The following is a 23,936-nucleotide window of genomic DNA, read 5'->3' on the forward strand; positions in this document are numbered from 1 at the left end:
AAACATCCTGTCTGGCTCAAATTACCTTTTTCTGAATTAGAAACAATCCACGCTTATTTTCTTGGAAACCACGGACAAAAGTGCCCCGGACGCGAAGTCCGGGGCGGAAAATCGGCCCGCGCACCGTGTCTGCTCGCCCAGTCACGGCGTCCATCGCCGGGGGACGGAGATGCCCGCGAGATCCTGAGCGGGCGGGAGGCGATGGTCCGGAAGCGCGGTCCGGCACGCCATGATGGCGCGCACATGCCGTTGAGATCCTGACGCGAACATGACTGTTTCGTCAGTTTGGCGCGGCGGGCCTGCCGGTTGCCTGCGAGGAACCGGCGGAAAGCCTCGCCGATACTGGGTTGACGCGATTCCCGATGCGCGCCGGCATCGCCGGCGGACGCCGGTTTTTTCTCCATCCGCCGGATTGGCGCGGCCGGGTAAATACTGAATCGCGATTTCGTGACAAACGCAGGATCCCTTCCTATGATTGGTTGGACCTTTAGTCCTTTGTGCCAATCGGCCGACTGACGGCCGGCTTTTCCGGGAGAGGTGCTCATGAGATTGCAGGGCAAGCGCGCGCTGGTGACGGCGGCCGGGCAGGGCATCGGCCGCGCGACCGCGCTGCGGTTCGCGAGCGAGGGCGCCGACGTGCTGGCGACCGACATCAACGAAGCCGCGCTCGTGCGGCTCGAGGCCGACGCCCGGCGCGCGGGCGGGCGGCTGGCCACGCGGCGGCTCGACGTCACCGATGCGCAGGACGTCGTGGCGCTCGCCGCGGGCGAACGCGCGTTCGACGTGCTGTTCAACTGCGCGGGCTATGTGCATCACGGCTCGATTCTCGATTGCGACGAAGCCGCCTGGGCGTTCTCGCTGAACCTGAACGTCACGTCGATGTACCGGCTGATCCGTGCGTTGCTGCCCGCGATGCTCGACGCCGGCGGCGCGTCGATCGTGAACATGGCGTCGGCCGCGTCGAGCGTGAAGGGCGTGCCGAACCGCTTCGTGTACGGCACGACCAAGGCGGCGGTGATCGGGCTGACCAAGGCGGTGGCCGCCGATTTCGTCGAGCAGCGCATCCGCTGCAACGCGATCTGCCCGGGCACGATCGAGTCGCCGTCGCTGGAGCAGCGGATCGCGGAGCAGGCGCGCACGCGCCACGTGCCGGCCGACGAGGTGCGCCAGGCGTTCGTCGCGCGCCAGCCGATGGGCCGCATCGGCAGCGCGGACGAAGTGGCCGCGCTCGCGCTGTACCTGGCGTCCGACGAGGCGGCGTTTACGACCGGCGCGATTCACCTGATCGACGGCGGCTGGTCCAACTGAGCGCGTCGAGCCGATTGCCTCTTCCTGCCCCTTCCCATTTGGACAGACAACATGAAACTGCTCAGATTCGGCGACAAACATCATGAAAAGCCGGGCCTGCTCGACGCGCAGGGCCAGCTTCGCGACCTGTCCGGCGTGATCGACGACATCGCCGGCGATGCGCTGACGCCGGCGTCGCTCGCGCGGCTGCGCGATATCCCGCCGTCGTCGCTGCCGCGCGTCGACGGCACGCCGCGGCTCGGCGCGTGCGTCGGCCGGGTCGGCAAGTTCATCTGCATCGGCCTGAACTATTCCGACCACGCGGCCGAATCGGGGATGGTCGTGCCGAAGGAGCCCGTCGTGTTCGGCAAGTGGACGAGCGCGATCTCCGGGCCGAACGACGACGTCGAGATCCCGCGCGGCTCGGAGAAGACCGATTGGGAAGTCGAGCTCGGCGTCGTGATCGGCCAGGGCGGCCGGTACATCGACGAGGCCGACGCGCTGTCGCACGTCGCCGGCTACTGCGTCGTGAACGACGTGTCGGAGCGCGCGTTCCAGCTCGAACGCGGCGGCACGTGGGACAAGGGCAAGGGCAACGACACGTTCGGCCCGCTCGGCCCGTGGCTCGTGACCGCCGACGAAGTGCCCGATCCGCATGCGCTGCGGCTGTGGCTCGACGTCGACGGCCACCGCTACCAGAACGGCACGACCGCGACGATGGTGTTTCGCGTGCCCTGCCTGATCAGCTACCTGAGCCGCTTCATGAGCCTGCAGCCGGGCGACGTGATCTCGACCGGCACGCCGCCGGGCGTCGGCCTCGGGCAGAAACCGCCCGTCTACCTGCGAGCCGGGCAGGTGATCACGCTCGGCATCGACGGGCTCGGCGAGCAGCGCCAGCGCACCGTGCAGGCCTGATTTCCCATAACGGACAGTCCATCATGCCCATCATTCGATCGATGCGCGTCCTCGACGTGCGCTTCCCGACCTCGCGCCAGCTCGACGGCTCCGACGCGATGAATCCGGACCCCGATTACTCGGCCGCGTACGTCGTGCTCGAAACCGACCGCGACGGGCTCGAAGGCCACGGGCTCACGTTCACGATCGGGCGCGGCAACGAGATCTGCTGCGCGGCGATCGACGCGATGCGCCACCTCGTCGTCGGCCTCGACCTCGACTGGATCCGCGAGGACATGGGCCGCTTCTGGCGGCGCGTGACGTCGGACAGCCAGTTGCGCTGGATTGGACCCGACAAGGGGGCGATCCACCTGGCGACGGGCGCCATCGTCAACGCGGTGTGGGACCTGTGGGCGAAGGCCGTCGGCCAGCCGCTATGGCGGCTCGTCGCCGACATGAGCCCCGAGGCGCTGGTGCGCGCGATCGATTTCCGCTACCTGACCGACTGCCTGGCGCCGGACGAGGCGCTCGACCTGCTGCGCCGCCAGGCGCCCGGCAAGGCCGCGCGGATCGCGACGCTGGAGCGCGACGGCTACCCGTGCTATACGACATCGGCGGGCTGGCTCGGCTACGGCGACGACAAGCTGCGCCGGCTGTGCCGCGAAGCCGTCGACGCGGGGTTCGACCACGTGAAGCTGAAGGTCGGCGCGAACCTGGAGGACGACATCCGCCGCGTGACGATCGCGCGCGAGGTGATCGGCCCCGGGCGCAAGCTGATGATCGACGCGAACCAGGTGTGGGAGGTCGACGAGGCGATCGACTGGGTGCGCGAGCTGGCGTTCGCGCGGCCGTGGTTCATCGAGGAGCCGACGAGCCCCGACGACGTCGAAGGGCATCGCAAGATCCGCGAGGCGATCGCGCCGGTGCAGGTCGCGACCGGCGAGATGTGCCAGAACCGCGTGTTGTTCAAGCAGTTCATCGCACGCGGCGCGATCGACGTCGTGCAGATCGACGCGTGCCGGCTCGGCGGCGTGAACGAGATTCTCGCGGTGATGCTGATGGCCGCGAAGTACGGGCTGCCGGTCTGCCCGCATGCGGGCGGCGTCGGGCTGTGCGAATACGTGCAGCACCTGTCGATGATCGACTACGTGTGCCTGTCCGGCACGAAGGAGGGGCGCGTGACCGAATACGTCGATCATCTGCACGAGCATTTCGTCGAGCCGTGCGTCGTGCGCGGCGCGGCTTACCTGCCGCCGACGGCGCCCGGCTTCTCGATCGAGATGAAGCCCGAATCGCTGGAGCAATACCGGTTCCGCGGCTGACGCACGGCAACGCACGCGGTACGACGCGCGTCGTGCGCGGCGACAACATGAACGACGGAGACGCGAAGTGGATTTGAACCTGCAGGACAAGGTCGTGATCGTGACCGGCGGCGCATCGGGCATCGGCGCCGCGATTTCGACGCGGCTGGCCGACGAAGGCGCGATTCCGGTGGTGTTCGCGCGCCACGCGCCCGACGATGCGTTCCGGCGCGAACTCGCGCGCCGGCAGCCGCGCGCCGTATTCCTGCCGGTCGAATTGCAGGACGACGCGCAATGCCGCGACGCGGTCGCGCAGACGGTCGCGCAATTCGGCCGCCTCGACGGCCTCGTCAACAACGCGGGCATCAACGACGGCGTGGGCCTCGACGCGGGCCGCGACGCGTTCGTCGCATCGCTCGAGCGCAACCTGATCCACTACTACGTGATGGCGCACTACTGCGTGCCGCACCTGAAGGCCGCGCGCGGCGCGATCGTCAACATCTCGTCGAAGACGGCCGTGACCGGGCAGGGCGACACGAGCGGCTATTGCGCATCGAAAGGCGCGCAGCTCGCGCTGACGCGCGAATGGGCGGTTGCGCTGCGCGACGACGGCGTGCGCGTGAACGCGGTGATTCCGGCCGAAGTGATGACGCCGCTGTACCGGCGCTGGCTCGCCGGCTTCGACGATCCCGATGCGAAGCTCGCCGGCATCGCCGGCAAGGTGCCGCTCGGCAAGCGCTTCACGATGGCCGACGAGATCGCCGACACGGCGGTGTTCCTGCTGTCGGCGCGCGCGTCGCACACGACGGGCCAGTGGCTGTTCGTCGACGGCGGCTATACGCATCTCGACCGTGCGATCGGCTGAATGCGGCGGAACCCCGAACCCATGCAACCCGATCCGAACCTGAACGCCGCGCCGCCGCTGGTGGCCATGCGCGGCATCGGCAAGCGCTTTCCGGGCGTGCAGGCGCTCGACGATTGCCGCTTCGAGCTGCGCGCCGGCGAAGTGCACGCGCTGATGGGCGAGAACGGCGCCGGCAAGTCGACGCTGATGAAGATCCTCGCGGGCGTGTACCCGCGCGACGACGGCGAGATCCGGATCGCGGGCCGCGCGGTGGAGATCGCCGATCCGCGCGCCGCGCAGGCGCTCGGGATCGGCATCATCCATCAGGAACTGAACCTGATGAACCACCTGAGCGTCGCGCAGAACATCTTCATCGGCCGCGAGCCGCGCGGCCGCTTCGGCGTGTTCGTCGACGAGGACCGGTTGAACCGCGACGCGGCCGCGATCTTTCGGCGGATGCGGCTCGATCTCGACCCGCGCACGCCGGTCGGCCGGCTGACGGTCGCGAAGCAGCAGATGGTCGAGATCGCGAAGGCGCTGTCGTTCGACTCGCGCGTGCTGATCATGGACGAGCCGACCGCCGCGCTCAACGACGCGGAGATCGCCGAGCTGTTCCGCATCATCGGCGACCTGCGCGCGCACGGCGTCGGCATCGTCTACATCTCGCACAAGATGGACGAGCTGCGCCGGATCGCCGACCGCGTGACCGTGATGCGCGACGGCAAGTACGTGGCGACCGTGCCGATGGCGGACACGTCGATGGACGCGATCATCGCGATGATGGTCGGCCGCCCGCTGGATACGGACGCGCGCACGCCGCCCGATACGTCCGCGAACGACGTCGCGCTCGAGGTGCGCGGGCTGTCGCGCGGCCGCGCGATCCGCGACGTCGGCTTCACGCTGCGGCGCGGCGAGATCCTCGGCTTCGCGGGGCTGATGGGGGCGGGCCGCACCGAGGTGGCGCGCGCGGTGTTCGGCGCGGATCCGGTCGACGCGGGCGAGATCCGCGTGCACGGCCGGCTCGTGACGATCCGCACGCCGGCCGACGCGGTGAGGCACGGGATCGGCTACCTGTCCGAGGATCGCAAGCACTTCGGGCTAGCGGTCGGCATGGACGTGCAGAACAACATCGCGCTGTCGAGCATGCGCCGCTTCGTGCGCCGCGGCCTCTTTCTCGACTCGCGCGCGCTGCGCGACGCCGCGCAGGGCTACGTCCGGCAGCTCGCGATCCGCACGCCGTCGGTGACGCAGCCGGCGCGCCTCCTGTCGGGCGGCAACCAGCAGAAGATCGTGATCGCGAAATGGCTGCTGCGCGACTGCGACATCCTGTTCTTCGACGAGCCGACGCGCGGCATCGACGTCGGCGCGAAAAGCGAGATCTACAAGCTGCTCGACGCGCTCGCCGCCGCGGGCAAGGCGATCGTGATGATCTCGTCGGAACTGCCCGAGGTGCTGCGCATGAGCCACCGCATCCTCGTGATGTGCGAAGGGCGCGTCACCGGCGAACTGCGCGCGGCCGACGCCACGCAGGAAAAGATCATGCAGCTCGCGACGCAGCGCGAGTCGACCGTATTGTCCTGATCCAGACGTCCATCCGACCATGTCCAACGATACGCATCCCGTCCCGCCCCTTGCGCCCGGCGACACGCCGGCCGCGACCGCGAGCCTGAAAGCCCGCTTCTTCAACCCGGCCGCGCGGCAGAAGCTGCTCGCGTTCGCGAGCCTCGTGCTGCTGATCGTGTTCTTCAGCATCGCGTCGCCGAACTTCCTCGAGGTCGACAACCTCGTGTCGATCCTGCAGGCCACCGCGGTAAACGGCGTGCTGGCCGTCGCGTGCACCTACGTGATCATCACGTCGGGCATCGACCTGTCGGTCGGCACGCTGATGACGTTCTGCGCGGTGATGGCCGGCGTCGTGCTGACCAATTGGGGGATGCCGCTGCCGCTGGGCATCCTGGCCGCGCTGCTGTTCGGGGCGCTGTCGGGCTGCGTATCGGGTTTCGTGATCGCGAAGATGAAGGTGCCGCCGTTCATCGCCACGCTCGGCATGATGATGCTGCTCAAGGGGCTGTCGCTCGTGATCTCGGGCACGCGGCCGATCTACTTCAACGACACGCCGGGCTTCACGTCGATCGCGCAGGATTCGCTGATCGGCAACCTGATCCCCGCGCTGCCGATTCCGAACGCGGTGCTGATCCTGTTCCTCGTCGCGATCGGCGCGTCGATCGTGCTGAACCGCACGATCTTCGGCCGCTACACGTTCGCGCTCGGCAGCAACGAGGAGGCGCTGCGGCTGTCGGGCGTGAACGTCGACGCGTGGAAGATCGCGGTCTACACGTTCAGCGGCGCGGTGTGCGGCATCGCCGGCCTGCTGATCGCGTCGCGGCTGAATTCCGCGCAGCCCGCGCTCGGACAGGGCTACGAGCTCGACGCGATCGCGGCCGTCGTGATCGGCGGCACGTCGCTGTCGGGCGGCGCGGGCAGCATCCTCGGCACCATCATTGGCGCGTTCATCATGAGCGTGCTGACCAACGGCCTGCGCATCATGTCGGTCGCGCAGGAGTGGCAGACGGTCGTGACGGGCGTGATCATCATTCTCGCCGTCTACGTCGACATCCTGCGCCGGCGGCGCCGCTGACGCGCGCACCCGCGCGGGCATGCGCTTCACCGCCGGTTCCGGCCGGCGTTCCAGTCGTTCCAGTCGATACGAAGAAAGGAGACGCGAAGTGATCAGGAGCAAGGTGTTGAACGCGATCGTCGGGCTGACGTTCGCCGCGGGCGTCACGGCCGGCGCGCAGGCGCAGGAAACCTACATCCCGCTGATCTCGAAGGGCTTCCAGCATCAGTTCTGGCAGGCCGTGAAATCGGGCGCGATGCAGGCCGCGAAAGACTACAAGGTGAAGGTGACGTTCGAAGGGCCCGAGACCGAGGCGATGGTCGACAAGCAGATCGACATGCTGTCGGCCGCGATCGCGAAGAAGCCGGCCGCGCTCGGCTTCGCGGCGCTCGACAGCAAGGCCGCGCTGCCGCTCCTGAAGAAGGCGCAAGCCGAGAAGATTCCCGTGATCGCGTTCGACTCCGGCGTCGACAGCGACATCCCGGTCACGACGGCCGCGACCAACAACAAGGCCGCCGCGTCGCTCGCCGCCGACAAGCTCGCCGCGCTGATCGGCGACGAGGGCGAGGTGGCGGTGGTCGCGCACGACCAGACGAGCCGCACGGGCATCGATCGTCGCGACGGTTTTCTCGAACGGATGAAGTCGGCGCACCCGAAGGTGCAGGTCGTGACCGTGCAGTACGGCGAAGGCGACCAGCTGAAATCGACCGAGGTGACGAAGTCGATCCTGCAGGCGTATCCGAAGCTCAAGGGCCTGTTCGGCACCAACGAAGGCTCGGCGATCGGCGTGGTCAACGGCGTGCGCGAAATGAAGCGCAGGGTCGTGATCGTCGGGTACGATTCCGGCAAGCAGCAGAAGGACGCGATCCGCAGCGGGCTGATGGCCGGCGCGATCACGCAGAACCCGGTCGGGATCGGCTACAGGACGGTCGAGGCGGCCGTGAAGGCGATCAAGGGCGAGAAGCTGCCGAAGGTCATCGATACCGGCTTCTATTGGTACGACAAGACCAACATCGACGATCCGAAGGTGGCCGCCGCGCTATACGACTGAACGTCGCGGGCGGCAGCGCGTGTCGCGGCCGCCGCCGCGCGACGAACGGAGCACGAGGACGCCATGGGTGCAGTGCGTATCGATTCCCATCAGCATTTCTGGCGCTATCGCGCCGCCGACTATCCGTGGATCGGCGCCGGCATGGGCGTGCTCGCGCGCGACTACCTGCCCGACGCATCGTGGCCGCTGATGCACGCGCAGGCGCTCGGCGCGTCGATCGCGGTGCAGGCCCGCGCCGGGCGCGACGAGACGGCATTCCTGCTCGATCTCGCGCGAGACGACGCGCGCATCGCGGCGGTGGTCGGCTGGGAGGATCTCGCCGCGCCGCAGCTCGCGGAGCGCGTCGCTGAATGGGGCAGCCCGAAGCTGCGCGGCTTTCGTCACCAGATCCAGGACGAAGCCGAGGTCGGCGCATTCGTCGCCGATCCGGGCTTCGGTCGCGGTATCGCGTGGCTGCAGGCGCACGGCTACGTGTACGACGTGCTCGTGTTCGAGCGCCAGTTGCCGGACGTGCATGCGTTCTGCGCGCGGCACGACGCGCACTGGCTCGTGCTCGATCATGCGGGCAAGCCCGCGCTCGCCGATTTCGAGCGCGACGACACCGCGCTCGCGCGCTGGCGCGCGGCGTTGCGCGAGCTGGGCGCGCTGCCGCATGTCGTGTGCAAGCTGTCGGGGCTCGTGACCGAGGTGGACTGGACGCGCGGCCTGCGCGGGAAGGATCTCCGGCACATCGAGCAGTGTCTCGATGCGGCGCTCGACGCGTTCGGCCCGCAGCGGCTGATGTTCGGGTCGGACTGGCCCGTCTGCCTGCTGGCCGCGTCGTACGACGAAGTCGCGTCGATCGTCGAGCGCTGGGCCGAGTCGCGGCTGTCGGCGGCCGAGCGCAACGCGCTGTGGGGCGGCACCGCCGCGCGCTGCTACGCGGTTCCGGCCGTCGCGAAGCGCGGCATATAGAATAGGCGCGAACGGTCGGTGCGATTCGTCAGACCGTCCGCAACGAAACCGATCACCTGCATCAACGTATGTCCATCCAGCCGATTCAGAACCGCCGCCTCTACCAGCAGATCGCCGACAAGCTCGGCGCGATGATCGAGTCCGGCGATTTCCCGCCGGGCAGCTATCTGCCGCCCGAGCGCGAACTGGCCGAGCGGTTCGGCGTGTCGCGCACGTCGGTGCGCGAGGCGCTGATCGCGCTCGAAGTGAGCGGGCTCGTCAGCGTGCGCGTTGGCGACGGCGTGAAGGTGCGCCACCCCGAACCGGCCGCGGCGCCCCGGCCCGCGCCCGAAGCCGCCGCGAAGGCCGCGCCGTTCACGGGCGTCGAGATCGATCCGGAACTCGGCATCGCACTCGATCTCGATACCGAAATCCCGCCGTTCGCGCTGCTGCAGGCGCGCAGGCTGATCGAGCCGGAAGCCGCGTCGCTCGCGGCGAGGCACGGCTCGGACGAGCAGATCGAAGGGATACACCAAGCGTTCCTGCGCAACCAGGACGACAACCGCAGCGGTTCGCTCACGCATCCGGGCGACCGGCTGTTTCACATCCGCATCGCGGAAGCGAGCGACAACGCCGCGTATGCGCTGATGATCAAGCAGTTGCTCGCGCACAAGTACGACCTGATGTTCCAGCGGCTGCAGTCGCTGTACATGCCGAGCGACATGCCGCACCGGTCGGAACTGGAGCACCGCGCGATCCTCGACGCGATCCGCGCGCGCGACCCGGAGGCCGCGCGCCGCGCGATGGCCGACCATCTCGACGAAGTGATCCGCATCTTCGGGCGCGCGCTCGATTGAGTGCGCGCTGACGCATCGGGCGGTCAGAAGCGGTCGGCGCGATACGGCGCGGGATCGGTGAAGGGCGCGTCGCCCGTCATCATCTCGGCCAGCAGGCGGCCGGTGACGGGGCCGAGCGTGAGCCCGTGGTGGTTATGCCCGAACGCGAACCACAGCCCGCGATGCGCGGGCGCGGGGCCGATCACCGGCCGCATGTCGGGCGTGCACGGCCGGAAGCCGAGCCACGGCTGCGGGTCGAGCCGCTCGCCGAAGCCGAACACGGGCCGCGCGATGCGCTCCGCGCGCTCGAGCTGCACGCCGGTGGGCGGTACGCGGCGCCGCGCGATCTCGACCCCGGTCGTCAGCCGCAGCCCGCGCTTCATCGGCGCGATCACGTAACCGTATTCGCGATCGACGATCGGCGCCGACGGCACGCCGCGCGCCGACGGCGCGTAGTGCATGTGATAGCCGCGCTTCTCGCGCAAGGGGATCCTGTAGCCGAACTTGCCGAACACCGTGTCGGACCACGGGCCGAGCGCGACGACCACGGCCGGCGCGGCGGCCGGGCCGTCCTGTGTCCCGACCTGCCAGCCCGGCGACAGCGCGTCGAGGCTTGCGGCGTCGCCAGTCAGCAGCGTGCCGCCGCCCCGCACGAACAGTTGCGCGTACGCTTTGACGAGCGCCGACGGATCGACGACGCTCTTCGGGTCGAGCCAGTGCAGCGCACCGCAGAAGCCGGGGGCGAGGCTCGGTTCGTGCGCGAGCAGCGCGGCCGCATCGAGCGGCGTGATGCCGAGCCCGTGGCGGCGCGCGGTGAGGCCGGCTTCGGCCACGCCGCGTTCGAAGGCGGCCGGCGTGCGGAACGCTTCCAGCCAGCCGTTCGCGCGGACGAGTTCGCCGGCGCCGGCTCGCGCGATCAGCGCGTCGTGCTCGACGATGCAGCGCTCGATCAGCGGCAGCATGTCGCGCGAGGCCGCCGCGTGACGCAGCGGCGCCGATTCCCACCAGAAGCGCGCGAGCCACGGCGCGAATGCGGGCAGCGACGTGCCGTGCCAGTAGAGATCGGTCGAGCGGTTCAGCGCATAGCGCATCAGCGTGAACGGGCTGCGCGGGAACGGATAGGGTTCGACCGACGAGCGCTCGATCAGCCCCGCGTTGCCGAAGCTCGTGCCTTCGCCGGGCGCGCCGCGATCGACGAGGGCAACCTTGCGCCCGCGATCCTGCAGGTGCAGCGCGACGGAGACGCCGACGATGCCGGCGCCGAGAACGATGACGTCGAAATCCATCGATGGTGGTGAGTGACGGTTAGCCGGGCAAGCGCGACATTGCAGCGGTTGCTTCGCCCGAATGGGACGTTGTTCGAACTGCAAGCATACTCGCGACGGCGCGGGCCGTGTTGGCGGCCATCGGTCGCGGGCCGCCGGCCGCTCGGGCGTCAGATCTCGATTCCGTGTTCCAGGAGCCGGCTGCGCAGCGCCTCGCGATGATCGCGTGCAACCGTCGCCAGCAGGCGTGCCGCATCCGGCGTGCCGAGGATCGCGCGCTGCGCCGCGCCGGGGCGTGTCCACATCGCGACGGGATTGCGCAGCCACGCCTGCAGGTCGCGCGTCAGTGCGTCGTCCGGATCGTCCGACGGCTCGTTGCGCGCGGCAATCAGCACGATGCACACGAGACTGTCCCACTGATCCCGCGCGCAGATCGAACGTGCGGCATGGCGATCGCCGTACCGATCGAGCACCTGTTCGATCTGCGCGAGCGGGACGAATGCGCCTTGCTCGCACAGGCGCACGGCGGTCTTGCGAATCCTGCGGGCCGGGTCCAGCAGCGCGCGTGCGGCAACCTCGTCCCGGGTGGCCGGCGACAGCCGGGCAAGCAGCATGAGTGCGTGCGCGCGAACCGGGCTGCGGGCATCCGTCGAGAAGCGCTCGATCGTTGCCGTCGCGGCGGGCGCACGCAGTTCGGCGAGCAGCGACAGCGCCGCGCGAACCCGGGTGCCGGGCAATGTGCCCGTATCGAGCAGCGCAATGCAGCGGTCCGCCACCTGTCGGCCGAGTTCGGCGAGCAACCGGGCGGCGGTGGCGCGCACGCTGCCTTGCGAATCGAGCGTCGCTCGCCACAGAAACGGCTCGGTGCCGTCGTCGATGCCGGCGTCGATCATGTGACCGAGCGCGGCGCGACGGACCGGGCCGAACGGGCAGCCGGCCGCGAGATCGATGCAGCGCATGCGATCGCCTGCCGGCACGTCGTCGAGCATGGCCACCGCGCGTCGGGCGACCACGATGTCGCCCGAGGTCAGGCCGTACGTGACCAGTTCGGCCGCCGGCAGGAGCCGATGGGCGAATGCGACGACGCAGGCGGCGCGCCGGAGCCGGAAGTCCGGCGCATGCATCGCGTCGACGATCGTGGCGACGCCGCCCGCCTGCACCAGCCGCTGTTCGAATGTATGCAGCCAGGGGCCGTGATCGTCGCGCGTGGCCGACGTGAGCCGGCGCAACGCGGGAAGCAGCGCGACGAAGCATTCGGGCGGCACGGTCGCGAGCAGGGTGGAGAGTGCGTTCGTCGCGGCGCGCCGGACTTCGGGCACCCAGTCGTTGATGCGTGCGGCAATCGGTTCGAGCAGTGCGCTGTCGCCAAGCTCGACCGCGCGGGCGATCGCCGCTTCGCGTACATAGCCCGAGTAGTGATCGATGAACTGCGCGAGCAGCGCGACGTCGCGGCTCGCGGCGACCGACTGCAACGCGGCGGCGAGCGGCATCGGCTGGCCTTGCTGCAGGTAGACCGTATGCGCGGGCGCGGCGGACAGCGGCCGCGCCCCGAAAATCTTGGGGATGAGGTTCATCGGAAGGCGATGCGGAAGAGTGTGCGGTTTCGTCGGAAGAATCGCGGGTGCCGGCCATTCTACGCGAGCGTCCTGCCGGGCAGCGATCGCTTCATCCGGCGCGACCGTCTGCATTCAGGCGAATGCCCGGTCGTGTGCGTCGAGTTGTCGCGATGCGGTTGCGAACGGCGTGCCGGACGATCTCCCGTCGCGGCCAATCCGCCGATCAATGTCGCGGCGCCGGCGCTGAATCGAAGACGATTGCCGGATTCACGCGCGGCGTTGCGAGCCTGCCGGATTCGGCAGACTGTCTCCCGCTTCCCAGCGGGTGTTTCCCACTGGTGGATCACGCGGATTTTTACCTAAGATGAAGCAATCGTGCGCGTGATACGGTGCCTGCTCGCGCACGGAGGGGGGCGGGAGGCAGCGCCGGAGCGACGCCAGCGGATGTTGCCATCATGGATGCGAAAGTATGCGCGGCGGCTGCCGGTTTTGCGACGGTAACGACGCCAACGGGCGCGGCGGCGATCGCCGCGCGCAAGACGGGCCGGCCCGGCCGTACCGCTTCGCTGCGCCACGCTCTGCTGGCAATCGTTTGCGTTCTGGGTGCGGCGCCGGCCGTGCTCGCGGGGGTACCCGCCGAGGCGGACGATCCGGCCGACACCATGCACATCGTCGCCGCCGCAAGCGCTGCCGATCCCGCGGCGGCTCCCGATCATGCCGTTTCGTCACACGATGCCGCCGTGCGTCAGGTCGTGCTCGGCATCGTCAGCTTCACGCGCTGGCCGACCACGCCCGTTCGCCTGCACCTGTGCGTCACGGGCCGGCCCGACTACGCGCGCGGCCTGACCGATACGCTGCAGGCCGGCTCGACGCTGGTCGACGTGCAGCGTGTCCGTTTCGACGATCCCTCGCTCGGCATCGCATGCGACGTCGTGTATCTCGGCACCTTGAACAACGACGAGAGAACGCGCGTGCGAACCGCGCTGGCCGGCCATCCGGTCCTGACGATCGCGGAACACGATCCGTCGTGCACCGCGGGTGGCATGTTCTGCCTCAATATCGACGGCGACCGGGTGTCGTTCGACATCAATCTCGATGCGGTGGCGCGCAGCGGCGTGCGCGTGCATCCGAACGTGCTCAATCTCGCGCGACGGCCGGGGGCACCATGATGCGGCCCTTGCTCCACGTGTCCCCGTCGCGCATGTCGCGCCCCACGCTGCAAAGCGTGTTGCGCCGCGCGCACCTGCGTCTCGCATTCGTCGCCATCGCGATGGCTGCCGTGTCGTTGATCGTCGTCGCCGTGATCGCGTTACGCGCGTATGCCGGCAACAACCTGAACCTGCTCGCCCGCTCGCTCGGCTATACGGTCGAGGCGGCGCTCGTGTTCGGCGATCGTGTCGCGGCGAACGAGGCGATCGGGCTGATCGCGAGCGAGGAGGACGTCGCGCAGGTCGAGGTGACCGACAGCAAGGGCCAGTCGTTCGCGACGTGGCAACTGCCCGCCGGAAACGGGGTCGCGCGGCTCGAGCGCGTCGTTGCCGACCTCGCGCTGCCCGGGCCCGTGGCGGTGCCGGTCGTGCACGACGGCATCGTTGTCGGGCAGGTCGTCGTGCGCGGCCGCGGGCACCAGTTCTTCGGCTTCCTGCTGGGCGGCGTCGGCGGTATTCTCGGCTGTCTGGCCGTCAGCGTGTTCGGCGCCTATGTGAGCTCGAAGCGCCTGTTGCGCAACATCGTCGCGCCGCTGCGCGCGCTCGCCGGCGTCGCGCACGCGGTGCGGCGCGAGCGGGCATTCGCGCGGCGCGTCGAGCCGGCGGCGATCGCCGAACTGAACGAGCTCGGCGACGACTTCAACGCGTTGCTCGACGAATTCGAAGACTGGCAGAACACGCTGCGCGACGAAAACGCGTCGCTCGAACACCAGGCGACGCACGATGCGCTCACGGGGCTGCCCAATCGCGTGCAGTTCGAGTCGCGCCTGACGCGCGCGCTCGGCGATGCGAGTGCGACGGGGCAGCGGGTCGCGATCCTGTATCTCGACTGCGACCGCTTCAAGGAGATCAACGATTGTCTCGGTCACGAGGCCGGCGACGCGGTGCTGGTCGGCGTCGCGTCGCGGCTGCGCAAGCAGGTGCGCGAGACCGATCTGGTCGCCCGCCTCGGCGGCGACGAATTTGCGGTGATGCTGGCGGCGGTGCGCGAAGCGGGCAGCGTGTGCCGGGTCGCCGACGAGATATTGTCAGGCATGGCGCCGTCGATCGAGCTGTCCGACGGCCGCATGGTGGCCACCATGATGAGTGCCGGCGTTGCGCTGTATCCCGACCACGCGTCGGACGCGAGCGGTTTGCTGCGCGCGGCGGATGCAGCGATGTACCGGGCCAAGCGCGCCCGGCCAGGCTCCTGGCAGCTGGCCGAAGGCGTCGCGGGACCGGTTTGACCGATTGCTTCGCGCTGCGGGCGAGGCCGCAGCCGTCGATGACAACAAGCGCGCCCGGCGCGGGCGCACTCGAAGGGGATGCGACATGAACCACTCGTTTCCTGTGGGCATCGGGCGTGCGTGCGTCTTGAGCACGCTGCTGCTGCTGTGCATGCTGCTGGGCGGCTGCAAGACGCCGCCGCTTCATCGCGGACTGACGCAGACGCAGGTCACGGTGCTCAAGTCCGCCGGTTTCCAGGAAACCGAACAGGGTTTCGAGTTCGGCTCGACGGGGCCGATCCTGTTCGATTTCGACCGCTACAACCTCAAGCCCGATGTGCGCCGGATCGTCGAGCGGATCGGACGGACGCTCCACTCGGCCGGGATCAACGGGGTGCGGGTCTACGGCTATTCGGACGAAGAGGGCGCGGCCGACTACGACGTCGAGCTGTCGCGGCGGCGGGCGGAGGTGGTGGCGATCGAGCTGGTCGATATCGGACTGGATGCGAAACGGATCTCGGTCGTCGGGAAAGGGAAGCTCGACCCGGTGGGCGACAACCGGACGCCGGTGGGCCGGGCGCAGAACCGGCGGGCGGCGATCGTGGTGTCGCCGCGGTGAGTATCGCGCGGGGCGGCGCGCCGATTGCGGGCGTTCGGCTGCCGGCGGGCAACACGGACCCCGGAACGTCGCGATGCAGTTCGTTGTAACGGTTCGCCATCGTTGCGATATCGATATCCGGAGGTCGGTTCGCAAGCAGCGGCCTCCTGCATTCATGGCGCGCGGGACGTAGTGTCGACCGAAGCGGTCGATGACGAACGGGTACGGTACGCCGGATGCAAAAAGATTTTTTCAGTTATCCGAATAGAATCGTTCCGTCTGTCTATTTGAGCGCGCGCTCGCCATCGGGCGAGCGAAGCGGCGTCCGGAACGTGTATGGCCATCGAACCCCAGGATCTGCTCCCGTATTTCGAACGCGAGATGGCGCTGCTGCGTCGTTCGATGCAGGCATTCGCGGCGCGTTTTCCCCGAATCGCCGCGCGACTGGCGATCGCCGGCGAGCATTCCGACGATCCGCACGTCGAACGCCTGCTGCAGGCGTTCGCATTGATGGCGTCGTTGCACGATATCCGCCTCGACGACGATGTGCCCGCTTTTACGCACAGCCTGCTCGAGACGCTGCACGGCGCATTCCTGCGCCCGTTTCCTTCCTGTGCGATCGCGCAATTTCATGTCGACCTGACCGGCAATCAGACCGGGCCACGCGTCGTTTCCCGTGGCGAGCACCTGATCGCACCGGCTGGTCGTGAAGTATTCCGCATCACGGACGGGGTCACGATCGTGCCGCTTGCCGTTTCGGATGTGGGTTACACGACGTCGGCGATCGCGCCGCGCGATGCGGCGCTGCCGTCCGACGCGACCGGCCTGTTGACGATCGCGTTCGAGCTGACCTCGCCGGACGCGACGTTCGCGATCGTGCCGGACAGGTTACGCCTGCATTTCACCGGCGCGCGCGAAATCGTCGCGGCGCTCATGGACGCCGCCCTGCTTTTTGCCGTGCGCGGTTTCGCCGAGGCCGACGAAGCCGGGTGCTGGAAGCGACTTCCCGGCACGCCATTCAAGGCGGTCGGCGTCGAGCCGGCCGATGCGCTGCTCGATATGCCGCGCGACGATGCGCTCGGGCCGTTTCACCTGCTGATGGAGTACTGCGCCGTCCCGGAGCGCTTCGATTTCGTCGAACTGGATATGCGAGCGCTCAAGCGGATCGCGGGCGGCAGCCGTCGCGTCGCGCTGCGCGTGGCGATCGCGGCCGTGCATCCGGATTCTCGTCGGGCGCAGCGCCTGGCCGCCGCGACGGCCGAACATGTGCGCTTGTTCTGTACGCCCGCGATCAATCTATTCCCGAGCGATGCCGAGCCGATCGAGACTTGTCCCGGTGGTTCTTGTTACACGGTGAAGGCGCTGGCACGGAAGGGCGGGCCGCAGACGAACATCTGGTCGGTCGACTCGGTTCGCGAGATGTCCGATGCCGGTGCGTCGATCCTGCCGCCGTTCGAGTCATTGCGGCACGGGACGGGAGCTGATCGAGGGCCATTCTGGACCGTGTTGCGCGACGAAGCCGGGCGGGCCGTGAAGAAGCCTGTCGATCCGGGCGACACAAAGGCGGCCATGACGCCGTCTCCGGACGACACGGCAGGGCGGCGCCGCGACATCGAACTGGCACTGATCGACCGCGACGGCCGGCCTGCCGATCCCGGGCGGCGCAAGCTGGCGATCCGGCTTTCCTGTACCCAGGGCGATCTGTCCGGGATGCAGGGGCGCGAGCTGGTCCTGCCCTCGGGCGGTTCGGCCGGGGCGATCGCGCTGGTGAACCGGCCGACCCTGAGCCGGCCGCCGGCTTTCCGCTACGGCGAGCTGTGGGATGTGCTGTCGCTGCTCGTGCCGCAGGCGATCCGGCTCGACAGCGGCGGCCTGACCCAGATCAGGCGGCTCGCCGCGCGCTGGGCTGCTTGCTCGGTCGACGCCGGGCGGCGCTTCGACGCGCTCGTCTCGCTGTCGATCGCCCGCGTCCGGCGTTGGCTGCCCGGCAAGCCGGCGTCGGCGTTCGTGCCGGGGCTCGAAGTGCGGCTGGTGGTCGATGAGCAGCGTTTCGCCGGATTCAGCCTTGGCGTATTCGCGCACGTGATGGACCGGTTTTTCGCACCCTGTGTTCCGGCGACAAGCTTCGTGCAGGTCGTGCTGGTTTCAGCGCATACGGGTGCGCTGCTGCGACGCGGCGAACCGTGCCCCGGCGTCCAGCCGCCGGTCTAGTTTTTCGATTTTGGGGGCGCGAACGGAAACGTTTGCCGGTGGCTTCCGCGTTGTCGGAATTTGTCCTACATTATCGGGGCTTCGGGCCAGCCAGACGGCCCACGGAACCTGAGATCACACGCAAGGAACAAGAATGAGTTTCGCTCCGAACGGCGGTATTCCCACTGGTTTCGGCGGTGGCGGGCTGGGCTCGCTGAGCGCGCTCGGCGGCCTGGCTGGTACGGTTGCGTCGAGTGTGGCCGGTAGCATCGGTCCGCTCGCCGGCCTGGTCGGGCACGTCGACACCGTCCAGCGCGCGATGCAGCTTGCGCAGACCGGCTTCTCGCTGATGGACAAGACGCCCGGCGCGGTCGCCGAGGCGATCAACGGCGCCGCCACCCCCGCGCGCCTGACCCAGCTCAACCGCTACGTGACGCTCGATACGCCGCTCGGCCCGGATGTGCTGCTGGTCAGCGCGGCCGTCGTCGACGAGTACGTGAACCGCTTGCCGGAAATCCACCTCGACCTGCTGTCGCATCGCCACGACCTGCGCCCCGAGGACCTGATCGGCCAGCAGGTCAAGATCCGGCTCGACCAGCAGGCGCGCCTGTCGACGCTCGAACGCGTCGTTGCCTCCGGCACCGGCGACAACGACCGCTACTTCGACGGCTATGTCGCTTCGTTCGACCGGGCCGGCAACCCCGGCAACGTCACGCAGTACCACCTGACGGCCGTGCCGTGGTTCTGGTTCCTGACCCGCTCGACCGACTGCCGGATCTTCCAGAACAAGACCGCGCAGGACATCCTCACCGAGATTTTCCAGGAACACGGCTTTTCCGATTTCGTGTTCGACATCCGGACGAGCGAGAAGCCGCTCGAGTACGTCGTGATGTACCAGGAGAGCTACTACAACTTCTGCGCGCGGCTGATGGAGCAGGAGGGGCTCGTCTGGACGCACCGCTACGAGAAGGACAAGCACATCCTGGTGATCGGCGATACGAATCTGCTGTTCCGTCCGATCGACGGGTTGGCGACGGTGCCGTTCGCCGCGACCGAGGCGAGTGAGGACAGCGGCATCGACCAGTTGCACGAAGGCCGGCGCTTTGGCGTCGGCAAGGTCACGTTCCGCGACTTCAACCACCAGAACCCGTCGTCGCCGCTGATGCTGGTGGAGGCGGGGCCGCAGAACCTCAAGCACGCGCGGCTCGACGCGACCGAGCGCTTCGAGCACCAGTCGCTGTACGACCATGGCGACGACGGCAACCGCTACGCCCGCTTCGCGATGGAGGCCGAGGAGGCGCAGGCCCACCGTTATACCGGCGGCGGTTACGCGTGGCGCATGACCACGGCGGGCGCCGTCACCGTGGCGAATCATCCGGTGCTCGAGAACAACCAGGAATACGTGATCCTGCAAGTGCGTCACGAGGCGGTAAACGATTACACGCAGCACAGCGCGAAGCTGCCTTATCGCAACAGCTTCGCGCTTCTGCCGAAGAAGGTTCCGTATCGCGCGCCGCGCGGCACGCCGAAACCGGTGATTCACGGCACGCAGTCGGCGATGGTCGTCGGGCCGAAGGGCGAGGAAATCTATACCAACGGCAGCGCGGTGAAGGTGCATTTCCCGTGGGACCGGCGCGGCAAGAAGGACGGCTCCGATTCGATGTGGGTGCGCGTGTCGCAACCGTGGGCGGGCGACGGCTGGGGTGCGGCCGCGATTCCGCGGATCAAGCAGGAAGTGCTCGTCGCGTTCAACCAGGGCGACCCGGACAACCCGGTGATCGTCGGCCGCGTGTACAACGGCGAGCAAGGCAACCCGTACCACGGTACGGCCGGCCAGACGATGGGGATCAAGAGCCAGACGCACAAGGGGCAGGGGTCGAACGAGATCCGCATGACCGACACGAACGGCATGCAGGAATTCTTCATGCACGCGCAGAAGGACATGAACACCGTCGTCGAGAACAACGAGACGCACAAGGTGCTCGGGCCGCTGCGTACCGTGCTGGTGGCCACCGGCAGCGAAGAGAAGCAGATTCCGCAGGGCAACCTGACCGAGACGATCGCCGAGAAGCGCAGCACGACCGCGACCACCGTCGAGGTGCTGACGCCGGCCAAGGACGGCGGCGGCGGCACGCAGGTTCACGTCGCCGAGCGCGGCATCCTGCTGAAGGTACAGGACAGCTCGATCTCGCTCGCGCCGGAAGGCATTCGCCTCGAGCACAAGGGCTCCGTGATCCTGATGACCGACGACGGCGTGATGATCAACGGCCAGCGCATCGATCTCAACAAATAAGCGAACAAGACGAACCATGCACTACGCAATCCACGAAGGCACCTTCGAACTGCCGGACGCGGCGCTCGACCGCACCGTCAACATTCTTGTGATGAACGCCGGCCCCGGCGGCCTCAACCTCGTGATTGCCCGTGGGCGGCTGCGCGACGGCGAGAATCTCGACGCGTTCGTCGCGCGCGAATGGGACGTGGCGTCGCGCGATGCAAAGATGCTTACGGAGAAGGCGCGCCGGCCCGTGACCGTCGCAGGGCGCGCGGGCGTCCAGATCGATTCCACGCACGAGCGGGACGGCCGGCTCTGGCATCAGGTCCAGACCATGTTCCCGTCGGACGACGCCGGCCGCGTGCTGGTGATGACGTTGACCAGCGCGGCGCCGCTGACCGACGAGCAGCAGGCGATCGCCGAGCGGATGCTCGCCAGTTTCCAGCCGCGCGTGGCGCGACCGACCCTGCTCGGGCCGGGTGATGCGTCGTGAGCGCGGAGAACTTCGCGGCCGCTCGCTGCAAAGATCCGATCCAGCACACGTCGCTCCTGGGTGAGCTGGTCGGCACGGTCGGGGCGGTAGTCGGCAGCGCCATCGTCGGCACGTTGGTGGCGGAGGCCATGGAGGGGCTCGTGTTCGCCGGCCTCGCCGTGCTCGAGATCGGCACGGCCGGGCTGGCGACGCCGCTCGTGATCGCGATCGGCGTGGGGGTGGCCGTCGGCTCGGGCGCGCTGATGGAAGCGAGCGGCATGAACGATGCCATCGACGACGGCGCGAAGGCACTGGCCAATTCGATGGTGCCGCCCGTGATCAAAGGCAGGATCGCGAGCGGATCGGGGAACGTCTACGTCAACAACGAGGCGGCGGCGCGGGCGGCGAAGCCGGGCGATCTCGATACCGTTGCGTGTACCGATCATCCCGGGCCGCAGATGATCGCCGACGGGTCGGGGAGCGTTTATATCAACGATCAGCCGGCCGCGCGGGTCGGGGACAAGACGACGTGCGACGGGACGATTGCCGAAGGGTCGGACAACGTCTTCATCGGCGGCGGTACGCAGCGGGTGCGGGACGTGAAGTCGGCTACCCGGCTCGGGTGGCTCGGAGCGGCGCTCGGTATCGCGCTCGCGGTGTGCGGGCGCGGGAAGATGGGCTGGGGGCAGTTCCTGAAGAGCAAGGTGCCGTGTCTCGCGATCAATTTTTTGGCGAGCGCGTTTGGTACCTGGCTCGGGAGTTCGAAGAAGCCGTCGGCGGGGCATCCGGTCAACGTCATTACCGGCAGCAAGGTTCTCGATGGAACGGACGATACCGACTTCGTACTGCCGGGGCCGTTGCCGATCGTGTGGCAGCGTTTCTATAGCAGCCTCGACGATCGCGCCGACAGCCTGTTCGGGACGGGATGGAGCGTGCCGATCAGCGTCGAGCTGCGGGTGGCGCGTGAGCATGGCGCGGTTACGTCGATCACGTATTGGGACGAGCAGGGGCGCGACATCGTGTTCCCGGCAGTGCCGCCCGGCGAGAGCCATTTCAGCGTTCCCGAAGGCATTTATCTGATCTGCACTGCGGGTGGCCACTATGTGGTCGAAACGGTCGATGGTGTGTATCGCGACTTTGGCCGTGCTCGTAGCGATGCGGACAGCGAGGCGCTCAAGCTGTGGCGTCTCGAGGATCGCAACGGCAACTGGATCGAGGTCGAGCAGGAAGCCGCCGGTGAGGTTATGCGGCCTGCGCGGCTGCATGACAGCGCGGGTCGCATGCTGACGCTCGTCTACGATAAATCGCACGCTCGACGCATTGCCGCGATCGAGTTGACCCGCGGTGTGGACGGTGAGCAACCCGATACGCTGGTGCGTTACGCGTACAACGATGCCGGCGAGTTGGTGGCTGTTACCGACCGCAGTGGCCATACCGCGCGACGCTTTGCGTACGAGCGTGGACTGATGGTTCAGCACACGTTGCGCGGTGGTTTGCAGTGTTTCTATGCGTGGGAGGGCGTTGGTCGCAACGCGCGTGTCGTGCGCCACTGGACCAATGACGGCGAAGCGTACACGTTCAATGCGGACCTCGCTGGACGCACGGTGACGATCACCGATCAGATCGGTCGCGTGACGCAGTGGACGTGGAACGAGGATCAGCAGCCGACGAGTCATACGGACGCTGAAGGCCACGTGTGGCAACTCGAATGGAATGCGATGCGGCAGTTGGTCAGTACGACCGACCCGGCAGGGAACACGACCCGCTTCGAGTATGACGAGCGCGGGCGGCAGACGCAGCGCATCGATGCGCTGGGCCAGGTCGAGCGAACCGAGTGGAACGGGCACTACGATCTGCCTGTCGCGGAAACTGATCCGGCCAACTCGCGCTGGATCTATCGCTACGACGATCGCGGCAACCTGACGATGACGCGCGATCCGGCAGGCTTCGCGACCGAGTATCACCGGGATGAGCGTGGGCTCGTGCATACGATCCGCGATGCGCGCGGGGGGTACAAGTTCCTCGAATGGAATGGCCGTGCGCAACTGACCTCTTACACGGATTGTTCAGGCAAGGTCACGCGGTTTGCATACGATGCGCGGGGTGCGCTCGCGCGCGTGACCGACGCGATGGGCCAGTCCACTGTGTATGAAACGGATGCAATGGGGCGCGTCACGGGGATCGGAACCGCTGACGGTGCGCGGCAGATGTTTCGATACGATGCGGCTGGACGGCTCGTCGAAGTTGTCGATGCGAATCAGCGCAGCACGCGTTATGAACTCAATCCGCGTGGATTGCTGATAGCTCGCACGGATGCGGCTGATCGCGTCGTGCGGTTCGGGTACGACGATGCGTTCCGGCTCGCGAGCCTGACCAACGAGAATCGTGAGACGTATCGATTCCAGTATGACCGCCGCGATCTGGTTGCTGCGCAGATCGGCCTCGATGGCCATAAGCGTACGTACGAATATGACGTGTGCGGCCAAGGCACGAGCGTCCGGGACGGGCAGATCGAGACGCGATACGAGCGCGATGCGATCGGTCGACTGACGGCGAAGCAAACTGCGCACGAGCGTTGTGAATATCTGTACGACAAGGCGAGCCGAATCGTATCAGCCGAGTTGTACACACTGGCTGCTCGTGGCCCGTCGCTGAAGAATCGGGTCAGCTTGAAATACGACGCACGCGGTGAGGTCGTCGAGGAATACACGCCGACCGGCTGGCTCGCGCATACCTACGATGAACTCGGCAATCGCGTCAGCACCACGATCTCCGGCGAGCGCACGATCGATTGGCTGCATTACGGGTCGGGACACGTGCACCAGATCCGCGTTGACGGCGCAGCGGTCGCGGACATCGAGCGCGACGATCTGCATCGCGAGGTGCTGCGAACGCAGGGCAAACTGACCAGTCATTTCGGATATGACGCGGTAGGTCGTCGTGCGCGGCACGCTGCGCAGCGTGGCCATGCGGCTGATGATCTGCTTGCTAAGCAGTGGCAATACGATGCAGCAGGCGATGTGATCCAGAAGCGCGATCAGCGTTATGGCACGACGAACTATCGGTATGACCCGACTGGTCGTATTGAACAGGCGGCGGGGCCGGGATTGCCGTCGGAAGTGTTTCGCTGGGATGCGGCGGCTAACCTGGTGTCGAGTGATCACCCGGGTGGCTACGTCGAGCACAACCGGCTCAAGATGTTCGAGGATAAGCGCTTCGAGTATGACGCGTATGGGCGGTTGGTTCGCAAGGTGAGTGGTCATGGGCCGGCCAAGGAACTGGTTCTGGAGTACGACGATTGGAACCAGTTGAAGACCGTCGTGACGAAGGATCGTCTGGGTATCGGGACGACGCATTTCGAATACGACGCGTTTGGTCGGCGGATTCGTAAGCTCAATGGCAGT

The 23,936-nt window shown here is 67.7% G+C and carries 18 protein-coding genes; 16 read left to right on the plus strand and 2 right to left on the minus strand.

Annotated features, from left to right (window positions below; all coding sequences use genetic code 11):
- Positions 1-543 precede the first annotated feature (543 nt).
- From GQ56_RS0133480 to GQ56_RS0133525, 9 genes are all read left to right on the plus strand, one after another.
- Entirely contained in the window at positions 544-1,308 is a 765-nt protein-coding gene (locus tag GQ56_RS0133480; protein WP_031402809.1) for an SDR family oxidoreductase, read from the plus strand.
- Positions 1,309-1,359: 51 nt separating this feature from the next.
- Positions 1,360-2,202, plus strand: coding sequence for an ureidoglycolate lyase (locus GQ56_RS0133485; RefSeq protein ID WP_031402810.1), 843 nt, complete (start codon positions 1,360-1,362; stop codon positions 2,200-2,202).
- 23 nt (positions 2,203-2,225) lie between these two features.
- Positions 2,226-3,503 carry an L-fuconate dehydratase gene (locus tag GQ56_RS0133490; RefSeq protein WP_031402811.1) on the plus strand — a complete coding sequence of 426 codons (1,278 nt, stop codon included), beginning with the start codon at positions 2,226-2,228 and terminating at the stop codon, positions 3,501-3,503.
- A 67-nt stretch (positions 3,504-3,570) separates the two neighbouring features.
- Positions 3,571-4,347 (plus strand): SDR family oxidoreductase, encoded by a 777-nt coding sequence (locus GQ56_RS0133495; protein ID WP_031402812.1) that lies wholly within the window; start codon positions 3,571-3,573, stop codon positions 4,345-4,347.
- Between the two features lie 21 nt (positions 4,348-4,368).
- A complete protein-coding gene (locus GQ56_RS0133500) occupies positions 4,369-5,907 on the plus strand; it encodes a sugar ABC transporter ATP-binding protein (RefSeq protein ID WP_031402813.1) in 1,539 nt (512 codons plus the stop codon).
- Between the two features lie 19 nt (positions 5,908-5,926).
- Positions 5,927-6,964 (plus strand): ABC transporter permease, encoded by a 1,038-nt coding sequence (locus GQ56_RS0133505; RefSeq protein WP_031402814.1) that lies wholly within the window; start codon positions 5,927-5,929, stop codon positions 6,962-6,964.
- Positions 6,965-7,052: 88 nt separating this feature from the next.
- Positions 7,053-7,994, plus strand: a complete 942-nt coding sequence (locus tag GQ56_RS0133510; protein WP_031402815.1) for an ABC transporter substrate-binding protein — start codon at positions 7,053-7,055, stop codon at positions 7,992-7,994.
- Between the two features lie 63 nt (positions 7,995-8,057).
- Entirely contained in the window at positions 8,058-8,948 is an 891-nt protein-coding gene (locus GQ56_RS0133515; RefSeq protein ID WP_031402816.1) for an L-fucono-1,5-lactonase, read from the plus strand.
- A 68-nt stretch (positions 8,949-9,016) separates the two neighbouring features.
- The gene (locus GQ56_RS0133525) at positions 9,017-9,784 is read left to right on the plus strand and encodes a FadR/GntR family transcriptional regulator (RefSeq protein ID WP_031402817.1); all 768 of its coding nucleotides are present in this window, start codon (positions 9,017-9,019) and stop codon (positions 9,782-9,784) included.
- Positions 9,785-9,807: 23 nt separating this feature from the next.
- On the opposite strand, the gene GQ56_RS0133530 is transcribed toward GQ56_RS0133525, so the two are convergent.
- Together GQ56_RS0133530 and GQ56_RS0133535 are read right to left on the minus strand one after the other, a co-directional pair.
- A complete protein-coding gene (locus GQ56_RS0133530) occupies positions 9,808-11,049 on the minus strand; it encodes an NAD(P)/FAD-dependent oxidoreductase (protein WP_031402818.1) in 1,242 nt (413 codons plus the stop codon).
- A gap of 149 nt (positions 11,050-11,198) precedes the next feature.
- Positions 11,199-12,602 carry a hypothetical protein gene (locus tag GQ56_RS0133535; RefSeq protein ID WP_031402819.1) on the minus strand — a complete coding sequence of 468 codons (1,404 nt, stop codon included), beginning with the start codon at positions 12,600-12,602 and terminating at the stop codon, positions 11,199-11,201.
- A 437-nt stretch (positions 12,603-13,039) separates the two neighbouring features.
- On the opposite strand from GQ56_RS0133535, the gene GQ56_RS0133540 reads away from it, so the two are divergent.
- The 7 genes from GQ56_RS0133540 to GQ56_RS0133570 all read left to right on the plus strand — a co-directional run.
- Positions 13,040-13,753: a YfiR family protein gene (locus tag GQ56_RS0133540; RefSeq protein ID WP_031402820.1), complete on the plus strand. Its 714-nt coding sequence runs from the start codon at positions 13,040-13,042 to the stop codon at positions 13,751-13,753.
- Positions 13,750-15,018, plus strand: a complete 1,269-nt coding sequence (locus tag GQ56_RS0133545) for a diguanylate cyclase domain-containing protein (RefSeq protein WP_031402821.1) — start codon at positions 13,750-13,752, stop codon at positions 15,016-15,018. Before GQ56_RS0133540 ends, GQ56_RS0133545 begins: the two co-directional genes overlap by 4 nt.
- Before the next feature lie 85 nt (positions 15,019-15,103).
- Positions 15,104-15,616 (plus strand): OmpA family protein, encoded by a 513-nt coding sequence (locus GQ56_RS0133550; RefSeq protein ID WP_031402822.1) that lies wholly within the window; start codon positions 15,104-15,106, stop codon positions 15,614-15,616.
- Between the two features lie 381 nt (positions 15,617-15,997).
- Positions 15,998-17,806 carry a type VI secretion system baseplate subunit TssF gene (gene tssF / locus GQ56_RS0133555; RefSeq protein WP_235212807.1) on the plus strand — a complete coding sequence of 603 codons (1,809 nt, stop codon included), beginning with the start codon at positions 15,998-16,000 and terminating at the stop codon, positions 17,804-17,806.
- A 133-nt stretch (positions 17,807-17,939) separates the two neighbouring features.
- Positions 17,940-20,078, plus strand: coding sequence for a type VI secretion system Vgr family protein (locus GQ56_RS0133560; RefSeq protein WP_031402824.1), 2,139 nt, complete (start codon positions 17,940-17,942; stop codon positions 20,076-20,078).
- A gap of 16 nt (positions 20,079-20,094) precedes the next feature.
- Positions 20,095-20,553: a DcrB-related protein gene (locus GQ56_RS0133565; RefSeq protein ID WP_034198716.1), complete on the plus strand. Its 459-nt coding sequence runs from the start codon at positions 20,095-20,097 to the stop codon at positions 20,551-20,553.
- The coding region (locus tag GQ56_RS0133570) for a DUF6531 domain-containing protein (RefSeq protein ID WP_031402826.1) at positions 20,550-23,936 on the plus strand (3,387 nt) is incomplete at its 3' end. The genes GQ56_RS0133565 and GQ56_RS0133570, both read left to right, overlap by 4 nt.

This window comes from Burkholderia paludis (assembly GCF_000732615.1).
GTDB classification, from domain to species: domain Bacteria; phylum Pseudomonadota; class Gammaproteobacteria; order Burkholderiales; family Burkholderiaceae; genus Burkholderia; species Burkholderia paludis.

Excerpts from the sequence above, each read along its gene's own strand:
- GQ56_RS0133565 (WP_034198716.1), top strand. The coding sequence starts at position 20,095 with ATGCACTACGCAATCCACGAAGGCACCTTCGAACTGCCGGACGCGGCG.
- GQ56_RS0133545 (WP_031402821.1), top strand. The coding sequence starts at position 13,750 with ATGATGCGGCCCTTGCTCCACGTGTCCCCGTCGCGCATGTCGCGCCCC.
- GQ56_RS0133480 (WP_031402809.1), top strand. The coding sequence starts at position 544 with ATGAGATTGCAGGGCAAGCGCGCGCTGGTGACGGCGGCCGGGCAGGGC.
- GQ56_RS0133490 (WP_031402811.1), top strand. The coding sequence starts at position 2,226 with ATGCCCATCATTCGATCGATGCGCGTCCTCGACGTGCGCTTCCCGACC.
- GQ56_RS0133550 (WP_031402822.1), top strand. The coding sequence starts at position 15,104 with ATGAACCACTCGTTTCCTGTGGGCATCGGGCGTGCGTGCGTCTTGAGC.
- GQ56_RS0133540 (WP_031402820.1), top strand. The coding sequence starts at position 13,040 with ATGGATGCGAAAGTATGCGCGGCGGCTGCCGGTTTTGCGACGGTAACG.
- tssF (WP_235212807.1), top strand. The coding sequence starts at position 15,998 with ATGCAGGCATTCGCGGCGCGTTTTCCCCGAATCGCCGCGCGACTGGCG.
- GQ56_RS0133560 (WP_031402824.1), top strand. The coding sequence starts at position 17,940 with ATGAGTTTCGCTCCGAACGGCGGTATTCCCACTGGTTTCGGCGGTGGC.
- GQ56_RS0133530 (WP_031402818.1), bottom strand. The coding sequence starts at position 11,049 with ATGGATTTCGACGTCATCGTTCTCGGCGCCGGCATCGTCGGCGTCTCC.
- GQ56_RS0133485 (WP_031402810.1), top strand. The coding sequence starts at position 1,360 with ATGAAACTGCTCAGATTCGGCGACAAACATCATGAAAAGCCGGGCCTG.
- GQ56_RS0133505 (WP_031402814.1), top strand. The coding sequence starts at position 5,927 with ATGTCCAACGATACGCATCCCGTCCCGCCCCTTGCGCCCGGCGACACG.
- GQ56_RS0133535 (WP_031402819.1), bottom strand. The coding sequence starts at position 12,602 with ATGAACCTCATCCCCAAGATTTTCGGGGCGCGGCCGCTGTCCGCCGCG.
- GQ56_RS0133525 (WP_031402817.1), top strand. The coding sequence starts at position 9,017 with ATGTCCATCCAGCCGATTCAGAACCGCCGCCTCTACCAGCAGATCGCC.
- GQ56_RS0133500 (WP_031402813.1), top strand. The coding sequence starts at position 4,369 with ATGCAACCCGATCCGAACCTGAACGCCGCGCCGCCGCTGGTGGCCATG.
- GQ56_RS0133515 (WP_031402816.1), top strand. The coding sequence starts at position 8,058 with ATGGGTGCAGTGCGTATCGATTCCCATCAGCATTTCTGGCGCTATCGC.